Below are 14,832 nucleotides of genomic sequence, written 5' to 3' on the forward strand. Positions count from 1 at the left end.
GGCGCCGCATACAGACCTCCGAAGGAGTGCCACTCGGCGCTGAGTGTGATTGCATGGGAAAACTTACAATCAAGTAAGTAAGTTCACAACCTCGGATGATGCGGACGCCGGGATCTGCGTAAGATCTGATCCGCAGCGAGGAGAAGAAGGCGGATCATGGCCGAAAGTCGGCACCAGACGAAGTCGCGCCCGGCGACGCTCGTCCGTCGTCGGGAGATCCTCGACGCGGCCCAGGAGATCTTCGGGTCCAAGGGCTTCGCGAACGGCACCCTGCAGGACATCGCCGAACAGGTCGGCATGACGCACGCCGGCATCCTGCATCACTTCGGGTCGAAGGATCAGCTGCTCCTCGAAGTGCTCGAGCACCGTGATCAGACGGATGTCGTCGACCTGGACGGCGGACGGATCCCGGGCGGGATGGAGCTGTTTCGCCACCTCGTGCACACCGCGATGATGAACATGCGCCGGGCGGGGATCGTGCAGGCCTACGCGGTGCTGTCGGCGGAGTCGGTCACCGACGACCACCCCGGGCGGTCGTACTTCGAGCACCGGTACACGGTGCTGCGCAAGGATCTGCGCGAGGCGTTCGAGCGCATCTGCCAGGAGCGCGGCATCACCGAGCCGGGGTCGATCGCGCACGGCTCGGCCGCGATCCTCGCGGTGATGGACGGGCTGCAGATCCAGTGGCTGCTCGACCCGACGGCGGTGGACCTCGGCCGCGCGTCGGAGTTCGCGATCGAGGCGATCGTGGCGGCTGTGGTCGAGCCGCGCAGGTCGGTGCTCGCGGACGAGTGATCCGTCAGGGCACGTACTCCGTCGACGAGTAGTCGAGAACGACGACGAGCTCGCCGTCGCCGACCGTCCCGAACGCCGAGACGGTGCGCGGGTCGAAGAAGGTGCCGGGGATGAGCAGCTGCGGAGTGGTCCCGAGCTCGTTGGCGAGTGCCTCGGGGGTGTTTCCGTCGACGGGGGTGAGGGTGAGCGTGCGCGAGCAGCCGCCGCTGCCGCATCCGATCGTGTCCGATGACACGGTGACGTCGGCCGGGAGGGCGAGGGCGGATGCCGGGGGCACATCGCCTTCGTCGGCGAGGACCATGAGCCAGGCGACGCGGAGACCGTAGGCGAGGATCGCCGCCGCGATGAGGCTGAGCGCGACGATCAGGACGACGGTTCGTCGGGGACTCGCGGTGGCACGCACACCTCCACGTTAGAGCGAAAGGATTTCTCGACGAGATCGCGTCCCCCCGGACACTCAGGAGACAACCATGAAGCACATGCTGATCATGCGGGCCGGGCCGAGTTGCTGGCAGCAGCGGAGCTGACCGCGAACACGGTGCAGCAGGCGGTGCTGTGGGAGAAGGCGGCGGGGCGTGGCGCGGAGTAGGTCGGCCCGGTCGGTGGCGGGTCGGAGGATGCGGAGCTTGCTGGTGCTCGGGGGCGTGCGGGCTCGCCGGCGTTGAGGGTGCGGCACTCGACTGGCGCTCGTACGCGCACGGCGTCTTGGCGCGCCCGATAGTCACATCAGAAAGGTGCGGGTTCCGCTGGTGCGGGTGGTGGCGATGGTGGTGCGGCAGGGGTGAAGGCGACGGCCGGGGTGGGTGCGTCTTCTCTGTAGATCCTGCCGAGGGGTGAAGTCCATTCCAGGACGCCACCCTTCAGTTGTCGCACCCTCCACGCGGTGAACTGCTTCATCGAATGGTGTCGTTGGCACAGGTGAGCCAGGTTCGAGAGTTCCGTTCGTCCGCCGAGCGCATAGTCGTGGGTGTGATCGACCTCGCAGCGGATGGCTGCGACGCGGCATCCGGGGAACCGGCAGTGCTGGTCGCGGGCTTGCAGGAACCGTCGCATCCCGGAGGGGACCCGGTACGAGTCGGTCGACACTGTGACCCCGGTGGTGGGGTCGTGGAAGAGCCGTTCCCACATCCCGGTGTCGCCCGCGAGGATTCGGGCGGTCGCGGGGTCGATGGGGGAGCGCCCGGTGAGGTCGCACGGCCCGTTGTCTTCTCCGGTGAGTGTTGAGGCGGGGACGAGGACCTGCACACGCGCGCGGATGGCACCGAGGGGTCCGGCGGTGGTGTCGCGGGTGTCGTCGAGGGCGGGTGTTCCCGCGAGGAGGAGGTCGGCGAACACGTCGGCCCGGACCTGGTCGGCGGACCGGTTGTCAGTGGCGACGATTGCGCCAGCGTCCTCGTCCTCGCTGTCGCTGTCGCGCTGCGTGACTGCGGCCCCGAACGCGACACCGATGCCTCTGCGCGCAGCGGCGCGCTCGTCGCGGGTGTCGATGATCGCCCGCGCCTGCTGCGTGAGCCGGTCGTGGATGCCCTCGGCGATCACCGTCGGGACGGTTGCGATCACGTCGCTCATCCCGTCCCGTCCCGGCACGATCCGCACGCATCGCGTCGCGGCGGCTTCTTCGTGCCGTTCCGCGAACGAGCGCGGGTGCATCCGGTGGGCGAGGATCTCCAGCTCGCCTCGCACACGGCTGGGGGTGTCGCGCTCGCATCGGGTGATCGCGACCTGTTCGAAGTCCGCCCACATCTCTGCGGGCAGACTCATCCCGGTCTCGACGATCGCGATCGCGTGCCCGCGGACGATCCGCCCTTGCTCCCATGCCTCGACCGTCGCGGGGAAGCCTTCAGTCATCGTTCGCGCCTCGCCGATGCGCCGTTGCACGGTCCTATCGGTGACACGCATGACCCCGCCGACCTCGGCCGCGATCGACCGCAACGCCATGTCGTGGACCTGCACGCGGCCATTGCGCTGCGCGATCTGCGCTTCGGCGAGACGCCCGGCGGCAGCCAGCATCCGCAGCTCCCGGACCTGCGCCCTCGCAAGCTCGACGGCCACGTCACCAGCATCCGCGACGACCCCCGCCAGAGCAGCGAGATAGTCCTCGCCACCGGGGGTTTCCGCCGCATCCGTCATACCTGCACTCTGCCACCGACCACCGACATCCACCCCGCCAAAACCGGCCCAGATCACATGATGTGGACATCCCGAAAATGAGAGTCCTCTCATTCTTCGCGAGAGCGGGAAAAGACTCGGTCCGCCCCCGACGGCGAGCGCGACTCAAGGTGAAGGCGCCGGAATCGGAGGGAGTCGCCGGATTCGGATCAACAACCCCACGCGATCCGAATCCGACGCACATCTCCGAATCCGCGCCACCTAACCGCCCCGCCGCGCCTGCCGCCCTGCCGCGCACCGCCCGCCCCCACCTAACCGCCCTCGCGCACACACGCAACCCCGCCGCCGATCCCACCGCTCCCACCTACCGTTGCCCCAAACGAATCGAGCGGAGCGATGCGATGAGGACCTACGACTATCTGATCGTCGGCGGCGGAATGGTGGCGGATGCGGCGGCGCGCGGCATCCGGGAACTGGATCCGGACGGGACGATCGGGATCCTCAGCGCGGACATCGACCCGCCGTACACGCGGCCGGCCCTGTCGAAGAAGCTCTGGACCGACCCGGACTTCACGTGGGACCAGGTTCCGCTCGGCACCGAGGAGGCGACCGGCGCCGAGCTGCGGCTCGAGACGCTCGTCACGTCCATCGATCGCGAAGCGAAGACGGTCTCGATCGGCGAAGGGCACGAGCTCGGCTACCGCCGCCTGCTGCTCGCGACCGGCTCGAAGCCCCGCGAGATCCCGGCGCCGGAGGACGACCGCGTGCTGTTCTTCCGCTCGGCGGACGACTATCGACGGTTGCGCGAACTCGCGGCGCAGGGCGGTCGCGCCGTTGTGGTCGGCGGCGGCTACATCGGCGCGGAGATCGCGGCCGCGCTCGTGCAGAACGGCGTCGAGACCGAGCTGGTGTTCCCGTCCGAGGTCCTCGGCGACGGCACGTTCCCGCCCGAGCTCGCCCGGCGTTACGAGCAGCTGTTCCGTGACGGAGGGGTCGAGCTCCGCCCGAACGCGCGCGTCGAAGAGGTCCGGACCGAGGGCAACCGCCTGCACGTCGTGCTCGAGGGCGGCGACGAGCGGCCGGCGGACATCGTCGTGCTCGGCCTCGGCGTCGACCCCGTGACCGACCTCGCCGAGCAGGCGGGCCTCGTCGTCGATGAGGGCGTCGTCGTCGACGAGCACCTCGTCACGAGCGACGACGCGATCTGGGCCGCGGGCGACATCGCGTCGTACCCCGACCCGATCCTGGGCCGCACACGCGTCGAGCACGTCGACAACGCGAACGAGATGGGCGCCGCGGTCGGCCGCTCGATGGCGGGGGAGCGCCTGCCGTACACCCACACACCGTATTTCTACTCGGCCGTGTTCGGCGTCCGGTGGGAGGCGGTCGGCACGCTCGATCCCGAGAAGGATCCCCTCGTCGTCGACCTCGACGCGGACCGCACGGTCGTCTACTACCGCGACGAGTCCGGCGCTCCCGTCGGCGTGCTGCTCTGGAACGTCGAGGACGCCCGTGACCTCGCCCGTGCGGTGCTGGTCGACGGTGAGACGGATGCCGAGGCCCTCCGCACCCGCATCGGCTGACATCAGCGCCTGGATGCGCGTCGACCGCCGCTGTGCCAGGGTGAGGCCATGGCCCGTCGAACCCCGATCGCCGCACTCACGTGTGTTCTTGTCGCGGGCGGCCTCTCCGCCTGCGCGGGCGAGGCGCCTGTGACGCTCGGCGGCGGGTACGAAGTCTGTGTCCAGTCGGACGCGGCGATGGTCACCTTCGGCGATGTGGTGCGGACGTCGAACGGGGCTGCCGTCCTCATGGACTCGATCGACCTGATCGACCCCGAAGGTCTCGAACTCCGCGAGAGCTACCTGGTTCCGATCGAGGGCACGACGAGCCTCGGCAGCGATGCCTACCCGCCGAACCCGGAGGTCTGGAACCGACGCATCGACGTCCGCGGTACGGTGGTCGATCCGGGAACCGACATCACGGCGCTGTTCGCCGTGGCACCTGTCGGCGGCGGCGAGGTCCACCGATCAGCGGGGTACACCGCACGGTACTGGCTCGACGGACGGCTGATCGAAGCGACCAGCACGGCCCGTTTCGTCGTCGCCTCCGACTGCTCCGCGCCCGCCGACGAGGAGTAGGGGGTCCCCAGGCCTCAAGCTATCGGTGCTTGACCTCGCCCCAGGGGCATGGCCGAGGCTGAGCACGTGACAGAACACGAGGAGTGGATGACCGCCGGCCGGTTCGGCGCAGAGACGCTGCTGTCCGCGAAGGCGCTGCGGATCTACGCCGAGCGCGGGCTGCTGGCGCCGCGTCGAGTCGACGAGGCGAGCGGCTACCGCTACTACTCGGCCGATCAGGTGCCGACCGGATGGCTGATCGCGCTGCTGCGCTCGGCCGACCTGTCGCTCGAGCAGATCGCCGCGATCCTCGACCGCGCCGAGGCCGACCCCGCGGGCGCGGTCTTCCTGCTCGACGCCGCGGTCGCCTCGATGCACCGCCGCGTGCAGGCAAACGACGTCGTGCTCGCCCGAGCGCGGCTGCATCTCACGAAGGAGACCCCCATGTCCGCTGTCGAGACCACGATCGAGGCCGACCGGCCCGTGCTCAGCGTCATGCGCCGGATGGCGCCGCACGAGATGGACGAGATCATCCACACCGAGACGACCCGGCTCCGGCAGGTCGCCGCACGCGCCGGGCTCACTCCGACGGGCGACCCGTTCGGGGTCTTCCACGCCCCCGTCACCGACGAATCCGACGGTCCGCTCGAGATCGTGCTGCCCGTCGACGGGCTCACCGACGAAACCGACGGCGTCCGCAGCTATCGGATGACGGGCGGCCGGCTCGCGCTCCGCCACGCCGAAGGTCGCGAGACCGACTTCCCCGAGATCCTCGCGCTCTACGACGAGGTGCACGCATGGATCACGGATGCCGGGGGCACGCCGGTCGGCCCGCCGCGGGAAATCTGGCACAACTCGCCCCGCGACGACGAAGACCTGCGGCTGACCGTCGCCTGGCCGTTCGCGGACGGAGGCCGCTGACCGCCGCCAAGAGCTCGATGGCCCTCAGAGCCGCCGCACCATCGCGACGACCCGGTGCGTCGCGACGAACCCGACCCCCTCGTAAAGCCGGTTGGCTCCGGTGGGGGAGTCGGTGTCGACATCGAGCACGGCACGCTCCAGCCCCTCAGCCGTGATCGCCTCGAGGGCGGCCGCGATGACGAGCGGTGCGAGCCCCTGCTTTCGGTGCGACCGGACGACGCCGATCAGGTCGATGTAGGCGTGGGATGCCCCGAGCGCCGCGAAGTCCTCCTCGTTGACCGAGGCGAGGCAGAACGCGACGATCTGCCCGTCATCGGTGACGGCCATGCGGGACAGGTCGGGGCGGAAGAAGTCGCCGCCGACGAACTGCTGCCAGCGCTCCTCGTTCGACGGCAGGCTTCCCCAATGGTCTCGGAAGGCGTCGTTGCGCGCGGCGAGCGCGTCGGCATCCCGTGCCCGGTCGTACGGCACGAGAGAGATGCCCTCCGGCATCGGAAGGGCGGTGACGGGCTGGGCGAGGTCGCGCTCCATCGTCGAGAACCAGCGCTCGGCCGTGTACCCCTGCGCCGCGAGGATCGTGGCGTGGTCGGTGTTGGGCTCTTCGACGTACGCCTTGAGCCGACCCTCCGACCCGCCGCCCTCGAGCGATTGCGCCGCCCGCGCGACCTGCTGCTGCGCCCGCGCGTCGAGCCAGCGCAGCAGGGCGGTTCCGATGCCGCGGCGGCGCCACTGCGGGTGGACCGCGCCGCTCAGGTCGACCGACAGCATCCCTCCGGCCCGAGATGGGTGAAGTGCGCTGACGCCGGTCGCGACGATCTCGCCGTCGGCGGTGACGGCGACCAGGGTGTCCCGCGCGGGGTCGATGTGGGTCGACTCGAACGCCTCGGCCACGTCCTGCCGCGGAGTCGTCCACGTGGGGTGGTCGACCGCGTCGGCCGCGCTGACGACCGCGTGGATCGCGTCGATGTCGGCGGATGCCGCTGCGCGCCACACGGCGATCGCCGGGTGCGAGGGGAGCTGGGGCCCGGGTGTCTTCTCGAGACGATCGGCGAGGTGCGCGGGGGTCACCGGGCCGACACTACTCGACGCCGCCCCGCCCCGACACGTCCCGCCGGCGTGCGCGAGCCCCTGCGGCATCCGCCCCGCTTCCGCAAGAGCGAGCTTTCGCCCACCCGACCAGCCAGAGTGAGACGCATCAGCTCGCCTCGCGTGCCGCTCCTCGGTTCATCCGATCGCGTGTTCGCTCCGAACACCTGTTGAAGGGATGACATGAGCACTCACACCAGCGGTACGCGGTTCACCCTGTGGGCCGCCCTCTCGGGGATCGTCGCGGGCGCGGTGTTCCTCGCCATCGCGGAACTCGCAGCCCTCCTGTTCTCGAGCACGGCGAGTCCGATCCTCGCCGTGGGGTCGTTCGTCGTCGACGTCGTGCCGCGGCCGCTCAAGGAGTTCGCGATCACGACGTTCGGGGAGTACGACAAGGTCGCTCTGCTCGCGGGGCTCGGCCTCGCGGTCGCGATCGCGTCGGCGATCGCCGGCATCCTCGAGTACGTGCGACCGCCCGTCGGCGTGATCGCGCTCTTCGTCGCGGGGATCCTGTCGGGTGCGGCGATCGTCACCCGCGCCGACGCCACGCCGCTGGCGTTCCTCCCGCCCACGCTCGGCACGCTCGGCTCCGCCGCGGTCCTGTTCCTGCTCGGACGGTGGCTGCGCGGCTGGCGCGACGACACCCACACCGGTGAGGCACAGGGCCTCGATCGTCGGCGGTTCCTGCTGACGACCGTCATCGCCGGGGCATCCGCTGTCGTCGTGGGCGTCACGGCGCGAGCCGTGAGCGCCGCCACCGCCTCGGCCGACGCCATCCGTCGGGCGCTCAAGCTGCCCGCCACGAGAAGCACCGTGACGATCCCCGCGGGTGCCGAGCTCGACGTCAAAGGCATCAGCCCGCTCATCACTCCGAACGCCGACTTCTACCGCGTCGACACGGCGCTCACCGTGCCGACGGTCGACCCCTCGACGTGGCGGCTCGTGATCGACGGGATGGTCGACCAGCGCGTCGAGCTGACCTTCCAGGACCTGCTCGACATGGGCCTCGACGAGTACGCGATCACGCTCACGTGCGTCTCGAACGAGGTCGGCGGCGGGCTCGTCGGCAACGCCATCTGGCAGGGCGTCCCGCTGCGCGAGGTGCTCAAGATGGCGGGTCCGAAGGCGGATGCCGACATGATCCTCTCGCGCAGCGTCGACGGCTACACGGCCAGCACCCCGCTGTCGGCCGGGACCGATGAGAACATCGACGCGATCCTCGCCGTGGCGATGAACGGCGAGCCGCTGCCGCCCGAGCACGGCTTCCCCGTCCGCATGGTGATCCCCGGGCTCTACGGCTACGTCTCGGCGACCAAGTGGGTGACCGAGCTGAAGATCACGACGTTCGCCGCCGACGAGGCGTACTGGACCCCGCGCGGATACTCCGCGCAGGCGCCGATCAAGTTCTCGTCCCGCCTCGACACACCGAAGAGCGGCACGCCGGTCTCTGCCGGAACGGTCCCGCTCGCCGGCGTCGCGTGGGCGCAGACCGTGGGCATCGAGCGGGTCGAAGTCAGCATCGACGACGGCGACTGGCAGTCGGCGAAGCTCTCGACCCCCATCAACGAGGACACCTGGGTGCAGTGGGTCCTCGAGTGGGACGCCACTCCCGGCCCCCACTACGTCGCGGTGCGTGCGATCAACAAGAACGGCGAGACCCAGATCGAGGAGCGCGCGCCGATCGCCCCCGACGGTTCGACCGGGTGGCAGCGCTCGCTCATCACCGTCTCGTGACCGCCTGCCGGCGACCGCCTAGGGTGAGCACGTGACCCTGCGCGCCTATGTCATCACGGTGTCCGACCGCTCGACATCCGGCGAACGAGAGGACCGCGGCGGGCCACTCGCGGTCGCGCTCCTCGGCGAGGCCGGCATTCCGTGCGTCGGCAGCGAGATCGTCCCCGACGGAGCGGATGCCGTGGAGCAGGCGCTCCGCCGTGCGCTCGCGACCCCGGCCCGGCTCATCGTCACGACCGGCGGCACCGGAGTGGGTCCGCGCGACCGCACCCCCGAGGGCACGGAGCGCGTGGTGACGCGGGTCATCCCGGGCGTCGCGGAGGAGCTCCGCCGCGTCGGCCTCGCCGACACCCCGATGTCGCTGCTCTCCCGCGGCGTCGCGGGCGTCGTCGAGCCCGAGGGGGCGCTGATTGTCAACCTGCCGGGCTCGACCCGAGCGGTGGCCTCCGGCATCCCGGTGATCGTGTCGGTCGCCCGGCACGTGGTCGATCAGGCGAAGGGCGGGGACCACTCGTGAACACGGTGCGGATCGCGCGGCTCGAAGAGGCCGCGCTCGACGTCGAGGCGCACCTGCGCGCCGTCGAGGACCCCCGGTACGGCGCGGTGACGACGTTCATCGGGCGGGTGCGCGACAACGATGCGGATGCCGCGACCACGGTCGTCGGGCTCGAGTACAGCGCCCACCCCGACGCCGAGACGACGCTGCACCGCATCGCCGCCGAAGCGGGGGATGCCGCGGATGCCGTCGTCGCCGTCAGCCACCGCGTCGGCAGCCTCGCCGTCGGTGACGCGGCGGTGGTCATCGCGGTCGCGTCGGAGCATCGCGCCGAGGCGTTCGAGGTCTGCCGCGCCATCATCGAGACGATCAAGACCGACCTGCCGGTGTGGAAGCGTCAGGTCGAGGAAGACGGCACGACCGCCTGGAAGGGCATCGGCGGCTGACCCGCGCTCACCCGCCTGCCCTTATCCGCCGGCGAACGGCGGCAGCACGTCGATGAGGCGCGCGTCGGCGAGCGAGGCGTCGCCGTCGGTCCGCACGCCGTCGACCAGCACGGCGCAGTCGGGCAGCACGAACCACAGCTTCGGGTGCTCGTCGAGCACGGCGGTGCGGAGCTCGTCGAGGGTCGCCTCGGTCCGGTCCTCGCTCTCGGTCCCGGCGGCCTCGGCGGCTGCCGCGAAGTAGCGCACGAGGGTCATGCCCGTGCCTCCTCGCCGGGGCGCACCCAGTCGCCCGAGCGGCCGCCGGACTTCGCGACGATGCGGACGTTCTCGATGACGACCGCGCGGTCGAGTCCCTTGATCATGTCGACGACGGCGAGCGCGGCGACCGACACCGAGGTGATGGCCTCCATCTCGACGCCGGTGCGGTCGGCGGTCCCCACGGTGGCCTCGATCTCGACACCCTCGTCGGTGATCTCGAGCTCGACCGACGCCCGGTGCACCCCGATGACGTGCGCCAGGGGCAGCAGCGTGGCGGTGGACTTCGCCGCCTGGATGCCGGCGATCCGGGCCACGGCGAGCACGTCGCCCTTCGGCGCGGTGCCGTCGCGGAGGGCGGCGACGACTTCGGCGCTGCAGCGCACGAACCCGCGCGCGGTCGCGGTGCGGACCGTCGGGCTCTTCGCGGTGACGTCGACCATGTGCGCGCGGCCGGCGGAGTCGAGGTGGGGGAACGTCATCCGACCAGCATGACATCTACCTCGTCACCCGCGGCGACGCTCGCGACCTCGGCGGGGACGATCGCGAAAGCGGATGCCCGGGCGAGCCCGCCGGCCAGGTGCGAGCCCGAGCCACCCGCCGTCGCGGGACGCACCGTGCGGACGGCGAGGTCGACGACCGCGGGCAGGTACTGGCGCCGTCCGGGCGGTGTCGTCCACGACTCCGTGGCGGTGAGGGTGATCCGCGGGCGCTGGATGACCGAGCGCCCCTGCAGGGCGAGGAGTGCGGGGCGCACGAACACCTCGAACGACACGGCGACGCTGACCGGGTTGCCGGGAAGGCCGAACACGAGGCATCCGTCACCCACCGTCCCGAACGCCTGCGGCTTGCCCGGCTGCATCGACACGCGGGTGAACTCGACCTCGCCGTGGCCGTCGAAGGCGGCACGGACGGGTTCGTAGGCCCCGGCGCTCACCCCGCCGGTGAAGACGATGACGTCGGCCCCGGCGGCGCGGGCGTCGGCCGTCACCTGCGCGACCTCCGCGCCGTCGTCCGACACGCGCGCGCTCAGGACGAGCTCGGCATCCGCGTCGACGACGAGCTGTGCGAGGAGCGGTCCGTTCGAGTCGGGGATGAGGCCGCGCCGCACGGGCTCACCGGGGGCGAGCAGCTCGCTGCCGGTGGAGACGACGGCGACGCGAGGTGCCCGGGTGACCGTGACCTCGTCGATGCCCGCCGCGACGGCCGCGGCCACCTGGAACGGTCCCAAACGCTCGCCCGCGTCGACGACCACGTCGCCCGCGCGCAGGTCGGCGCCGCGGCGGCGGATGAACGCGCCCGGCGTCGGCGCCTCGAGCACCTCGACGGTTCCGAGCGAGTCGGCGAGTCCACCCGCCGTGCTCTCGAACGGCACGACGGCGTCGGCGGCGGTGGGTGTCGGCGACCCGGTCATGATGCGCGCCGCCTCGCCCGCAGCGAGCGGGGGATCGCTGGCGACTCCCGCCGGCAGGTCCGCGACGACACGGAGAGAGACGGGATGCCCCGGCCCCGCCGCGACGACGTCGGCGGCGCGCACGGCGAACCCGTCCATCGCGGAGTTGTCGAACAGGGGGATGTCGTGCGCGGCGACGGCGGGTGCCGTGAGCGTGCGGCCCGCGGCGTCACCGACGGGGAGCGTCTCGCCGGCGATCGGACGCACCGCGGCCAGGACGCGGGCGAGCTGTTCCTCGACCGTGCGGAGGCCGCTCATGCGCGCCGCCGCGCTCGCCGCTGACCGCAGCGGCAGTTCGTGCTGCCGGCTCGAGAGGGCGTCGAGCACGAGCATGCGGCCGAGCAGCGGCTGCCCGACGCCGATCGCGAGCTTGACGACCTCGGTGGCGAGGATGCCGCCGACCTGCACGCACAGCGCGCCGAGCACGCCGACCTGGGCGCACGTCGGCGGGTCGCCCTCGGTGCCGACGGCGAAGAGGTCGTTCAGGACGACGGGGTCGCCCTCGGTCGGGCGCGACCAGAACACGGTGATCTGCGCGTGCCACTCGCGGACGGCGCCCCAGACGAGCGGCACGCCGAGCGCCTCGGCCGCGGCGGCGACGGCGCGACGCGTCGCGAACGAGTCGCTCGTGTCGATGACGATGTCGGCGCCCGCGAGCAACTCCTGCGCGTTCGTGTCGTCGAGGCGGGCGGTCACGGGGGTGACGACCGTGACGGGGGAGAGGGCGGCGACCGCGCGCACCGTGCTCTCGGTCTTGTGTACCCCGATGTCCTCGATGCGGTGCGCGATCTGGCGCTGCAGGTTGTGCAGCTCGACCGTGTCGTCGTCGATGACGGTGATCGCGCCGATACCCGCGGCGGCGAGGGCGAGGATCGCCGGCGAGCCGATGCCGCCCGCGCCGACGACGGCGACGCGGGTGTTCGCGAGCCGCCGCTGACCCTCGTCGCCGATGCCCTTCAGCACCGTGTGGCGCGCGGTGCGCCGGCGCTCGTCGGGATCCAACTCGGGCACGGGATCGACCAACGGGCGCATGTCCCGAGTGTACGTGTGTCGGTGATGGCAGGGCCGCCGCGGAATCGGATGCCGACGGGCCAACGGGTCCGCAGATGCGGCATCGGTGGCCCCCAATCAGCCGCGTGTGCGGCATGATCGAACCATGACGACCTACCGTGTGGCCCGGGCCGCTCGTCTGCTGGGTGTGAGCGACGACTCGGTGCGGCGCTGGATCGACCAGGGCCTGCTCCCCGTGACCGATGCCGTGCCCGCCGAGATCCCCGGCGAAGCCCTCGCGGCGTTCGCGGTGACCATGGCGAACGACCCCGGTGACGGCTTCGAGCATCGCTCCAGCGCGCGCAACAGCTTCGTCGGGATCGTCACGCGGGTGCAGGTCGACGGGGTCATGGCACAGGTCGACATCCAGGCCGGTCCTCACCGGGTGGTGTCGCTGCTGTCGGCCGAGGCGGTGCGCGAGCTGCAGCTCGAGGTCGGGACGACAGCGCGCGCATCGGTGAAGGCGACGAACGTCGTCGTCGAGCTGGCGGGGGACTGACGTGCGCCGCCCGGCCGGCGCGCTCGCCGCGCTCGTGCTCGCGCTGACCGGCTGCGCCGCCTCGACTCCGCCGGCGTCGGACGACGACGTGAACGGCACCCTGAACGTGTACGCCGCAGCATCCCTGCAGGCGTCGTTCGACGAGGTCACCGACGCGTTCACGGCGCAGCATCCCGACGTGCGGATCAGTCCCGTGTACGACGGATCGTCGACGCTCGCCACGCAGATCGCCGAGGGCGCGCCCGCGGATGTCTTCGCGTCGGCCGATGAGTCGACGATGGCGAAGGTGTCGGAGTTCGCACCCGACTCCGCGGTCTTCGCGACGAACACGCTCGTGATCGTCGTCCCGGCGGGCAACCCGGAACGCGTCGCGTCGCTGGCCGATCTGTCCGGCGTCGTGACGGTGCTCTGCGCTCCGGAGGTGCCGTGCGGCGCGGCATCCGCTCGACTGCTCGAGGGCGCGGGTGTGACGGTCGACGCCGCGAGCCTCGAGCAGAACGTGACCGCGGTGCTCACGAAGGTGGCGGCGGGTGAGGCCGATGCGGGCCTCGTCTACGCGACCGACGTGGTCGGGCGCGACGACGTCGAGGCGATCGTCCCCGAGGGCAGCGGCGACGTCGTGAACCGGTACGAGATCGCGGCGCTGACGGATGCCGCGAACCCCGCGGCCGCCGATGCGTTCGTCGCGTTCGTGCTGTCGGAGCCCGGGCAGCGGATCCTCGCGGACCGCGGGTTCGGGGCGCCGTGAGCGCGGGGCGCGGCTACGTCCCGCGCATGCTGTCGGTACCGGCGCTGGTCGGGTTGTCGTTCCTGATTCTGCCGCTCGTGGCGCTCATCGCCCGGGTGCAGTGGTCGACGTTCGTCGCCGACGTGACGTCGCCCGCGGCGCTGTCGGCGCTGGGCCTCTCGCTCGGCACGGGGGCGGCGGCGACCGCGGTCTGCGTCGTGATCGGGGTGCCGTTGGCGTTGCTGATCGCGCGGTCGGGTCCCCGCCTGGCGGCGGTGCTGCGGGCCGCGGTGACGGTGCCGCTCGTGCTGCCGCCGATGGTCGGGGGCATCGCGCTGCTGTACCTCTTCGGCCGGCAGGGGTGGCTCGGCGGGTGGGGGCTGTCGTTCACGACGCCCGCCGTCGTGGTCGCGCAGACGTTCGTGGCGCTGCCGTTCCTCGTGCTCGCCGTCGAGGGCGCCGTGCGCTCGACCGGGGTGGAGTTCGAGCGGACCGCGGCGGCGTTGGGCGCCGGGCGCTGGACGATCCTGCGGCGCATCACGCTGCCGCTCGCCGCCCCCGGGATCGTCGCCGGCGTCGTGCTGTGCTTCGCCCGCGCGATCGGCGAGTTCGGCGCCACCGCGCTGTTCGCCGGCAACCGGCCCGGCGTCACGCAGACGATGCCGCTCGCGATCTACACGGCGTTCAACGGCGCCGGAGTGACGCAGGGCACGGCCGTTGCGCTCGCGCTGCTGCTGCTCGCCGCGGCGGTGCTGGTGCTGATGCTGGTGCGCGGCTGGCGACCGGGAGCGGTGCGATGAGCGGGCTGCGGGCGCACGTCGTGGTGGAGCGTCCGGGCTTTCGCGTGGACGTCGAGATCGACGCGGATGCCGGCGAGACGGTCGCGATCATGGGTCCGAGCGGCGCCGGCAAGTCGACGCTCCTCGAGGCGCTCGCCGGTCTGGTGCCGCTCGACGGCGGCGAGATCGCGGTGGCCGGTCGCACGGTCGAGCGGGCGGCCGACCCGCGGGTGCGCACGCCGCCGATGCAGCGCGGCGTGGTGCTGCTCGGGCAGGACCCGCGGCTGTTCCCGCACCTCAGTGCGCGCGAGAACGTCGCGTTCGGTCCGCGCGCGACGGGCATGCCGGCCGCCCAGGCGCGC

The 14,832-nt window shown here is 71.7% G+C and carries 17 protein-coding genes and 1 pseudogene; 11 read left to right on the forward strand and 7 right to left on the reverse strand.

The features are described 5' to 3' along the window. Window positions 1–156: 156 nt before the first annotated feature. On the forward strand, window positions 157–795 hold the full coding sequence (locus NH287_RS10655; RefSeq protein ID WP_253035594.1) for a TetR/AcrR family transcriptional regulator: 639 nt from the start codon (window positions 157–159) through the stop codon (window positions 793–795). A 4-nt stretch (window positions 796–799) separates the two neighbouring features. Here NH287_RS10655 and NH287_RS10660 read toward each other — a convergent pair whose 3' ends face one another. Both NH287_RS10660 and NH287_RS10665 read right to left on the reverse strand, forming a co-directional pair. Continuing rightward, complete coding sequence (locus NH287_RS10660) at window positions 800–1,198, reverse strand: hypothetical protein (RefSeq protein WP_253035595.1); 399 nt, start codon at window positions 1,196–1,198, stop codon at window positions 800–802. A gap of 323 nt (window positions 1,199–1,521) precedes the next feature. Then, window positions 1,522–2,925 (reverse strand): HNH endonuclease signature motif containing protein, encoded by a 1,404-nt coding sequence (locus tag NH287_RS10665; RefSeq protein WP_253035596.1) that lies wholly within the window; start codon window positions 2,923–2,925, stop codon window positions 1,522–1,524. A 380-nt stretch (window positions 2,926–3,305) separates the two neighbouring features. Here NH287_RS10665 and NH287_RS10670 point away from each other — a divergent pair, with 380 nt between their 5' ends. The 3 genes from NH287_RS10670 (at window position 3,306) to NH287_RS10680 (ending at window position 5,945) form a co-directional block, all read left to right on the forward strand. After that, a complete protein-coding gene (locus NH287_RS10670) occupies window positions 3,306–4,487 on the forward strand; it encodes an NAD(P)/FAD-dependent oxidoreductase (RefSeq protein ID WP_253035597.1) in 1,182 nt (393 codons plus the stop codon). Window positions 4,488–4,535: 48 nt separating this feature from the next. Next, window positions 4,536–5,045, forward strand: a complete 510-nt coding sequence (locus NH287_RS10675) for a hypothetical protein (RefSeq protein ID WP_253035598.1) — start codon at window positions 4,536–4,538, stop codon at window positions 5,043–5,045. Window positions 5,046–5,111: 66 nt separating this feature from the next. Further along, window positions 5,112–5,945: a MerR family transcriptional regulator gene (locus tag NH287_RS10680; RefSeq protein ID WP_253035599.1), complete on the forward strand. Its 834-nt coding sequence runs from the start codon at window positions 5,112–5,114 to the stop codon at window positions 5,943–5,945. 24 nt (window positions 5,946–5,969) lie between these two features. Here NH287_RS10680 and NH287_RS10685 read toward each other — a convergent pair whose 3' ends face one another. Beyond that, window positions 5,970–7,013, reverse strand: coding sequence for a GNAT family N-acetyltransferase (locus NH287_RS10685; protein WP_253035600.1), 1,044 nt, complete (start codon window positions 7,011–7,013; stop codon window positions 5,970–5,972). 201 nt (window positions 7,014–7,214) lie between these two features. Here NH287_RS10685 and NH287_RS10690 point away from each other — a divergent pair, with 201 nt between their 5' ends. From NH287_RS10690 to NH287_RS10700, 3 genes are read left to right on the forward strand one after another with little or no spacing between them, the layout of a single operon-like run. Continuing rightward, window positions 7,215–8,765, forward strand: a complete 1,551-nt coding sequence (locus tag NH287_RS10690) for a molybdopterin-dependent oxidoreductase (RefSeq protein ID WP_253035601.1) — start codon at window positions 7,215–7,217, stop codon at window positions 8,763–8,765. Between the two features lie 31 nt (window positions 8,766–8,796). Next, window positions 8,797–9,282 (forward strand): MogA/MoaB family molybdenum cofactor biosynthesis protein, encoded by a 486-nt coding sequence (locus tag NH287_RS10695; RefSeq protein ID WP_253035602.1) that lies wholly within the window; start codon window positions 8,797–8,799, stop codon window positions 9,280–9,282. Beyond that, a complete protein-coding gene (locus tag NH287_RS10700) occupies window positions 9,279–9,707 on the forward strand; it encodes a molybdenum cofactor biosynthesis protein MoaE (protein WP_253035603.1) in 429 nt (142 codons plus the stop codon). Before NH287_RS10695 ends, NH287_RS10700 begins: the two co-directional genes overlap by 4 nt. A gap of 21 nt (window positions 9,708–9,728) precedes the next feature. On the opposite strand, the gene NH287_RS10705 is transcribed toward NH287_RS10700, so the two are convergent. From NH287_RS10705 to NH287_RS15465, 4 genes and pseudogenes are all read right to left on the reverse strand, one after another. Continuing rightward, on the reverse strand, window positions 9,729–9,962 hold the full coding sequence (locus NH287_RS10705) for a MoaD/ThiS family protein (RefSeq protein ID WP_253035604.1): 234 nt from the start codon (window positions 9,960–9,962) through the stop codon (window positions 9,729–9,731). Further along, window positions 9,959–10,444, reverse strand: a complete 486-nt coding sequence (gene moaC / locus NH287_RS10710) for a cyclic pyranopterin monophosphate synthase MoaC (RefSeq protein WP_253035605.1) — start codon at window positions 10,442–10,444, stop codon at window positions 9,959–9,961. The genes NH287_RS10705 and moaC overlap by 4 nt, the downstream gene beginning before the upstream one ends. After that, complete coding sequence (gene glp / locus NH287_RS15460) at window positions 10,441–11,673, reverse strand: gephyrin-like molybdotransferase Glp (protein WP_374209383.1); 1,233 nt, start codon at window positions 11,671–11,673, stop codon at window positions 10,441–10,443. The genes moaC and glp overlap by 4 nt, the downstream gene beginning before the upstream one ends. A gap of 36 nt (window positions 11,674–11,709) precedes the next feature. Beyond that, a pseudogene (locus NH287_RS15465) lies at window positions 11,710–12,447 on the reverse strand (ThiF family adenylyltransferase); the annotation flags it as partial. A 124-nt stretch (window positions 12,448–12,571) separates the two neighbouring features. On the opposite strand from NH287_RS15465, the gene NH287_RS10720 reads away from it, so the two are divergent. The 4 genes from NH287_RS10720 to NH287_RS10735 all read left to right on the forward strand — a co-directional run. Continuing rightward, window positions 12,572–12,964, forward strand: coding sequence for a molybdopterin-binding protein (locus NH287_RS10720; protein ID WP_217530963.1), 393 nt, complete (start codon window positions 12,572–12,574; stop codon window positions 12,962–12,964). A gap of 1 nt (window position 12,965) precedes the next feature. Continuing rightward, window positions 12,966–13,712, forward strand: coding sequence for a molybdate ABC transporter substrate-binding protein (gene modA, locus NH287_RS10725; protein ID WP_253035607.1), 747 nt, complete (start codon window positions 12,966–12,968; stop codon window positions 13,710–13,712). Next, window positions 13,709–14,491 carry an ABC transporter permease subunit gene (locus tag NH287_RS10730; protein WP_253035608.1) on the forward strand — a complete coding sequence of 261 codons (783 nt, stop codon included), beginning with the start codon at window positions 13,709–13,711 and terminating at the stop codon, window positions 14,489–14,491. The genes modA and NH287_RS10730 overlap by 4 nt, the downstream gene beginning before the upstream one ends. After that, window positions 14,488–14,832 (forward strand): ATP-binding cassette domain-containing protein (locus NH287_RS10735; protein ID WP_253035609.1); only part of this gene is annotated, 345 nt, incomplete at its 3' end. The genes NH287_RS10730 and NH287_RS10735, both read left to right, overlap by 4 nt.

It is taken from the genome of Microbacterium sp. CnD16-F (genome assembly GCF_024124465.1).
In the GTDB taxonomy this organism is placed as follows: domain Bacteria; phylum Actinomycetota; class Actinomycetes; order Actinomycetales; family Microbacteriaceae; genus Microbacterium; species Microbacterium gawkjiense.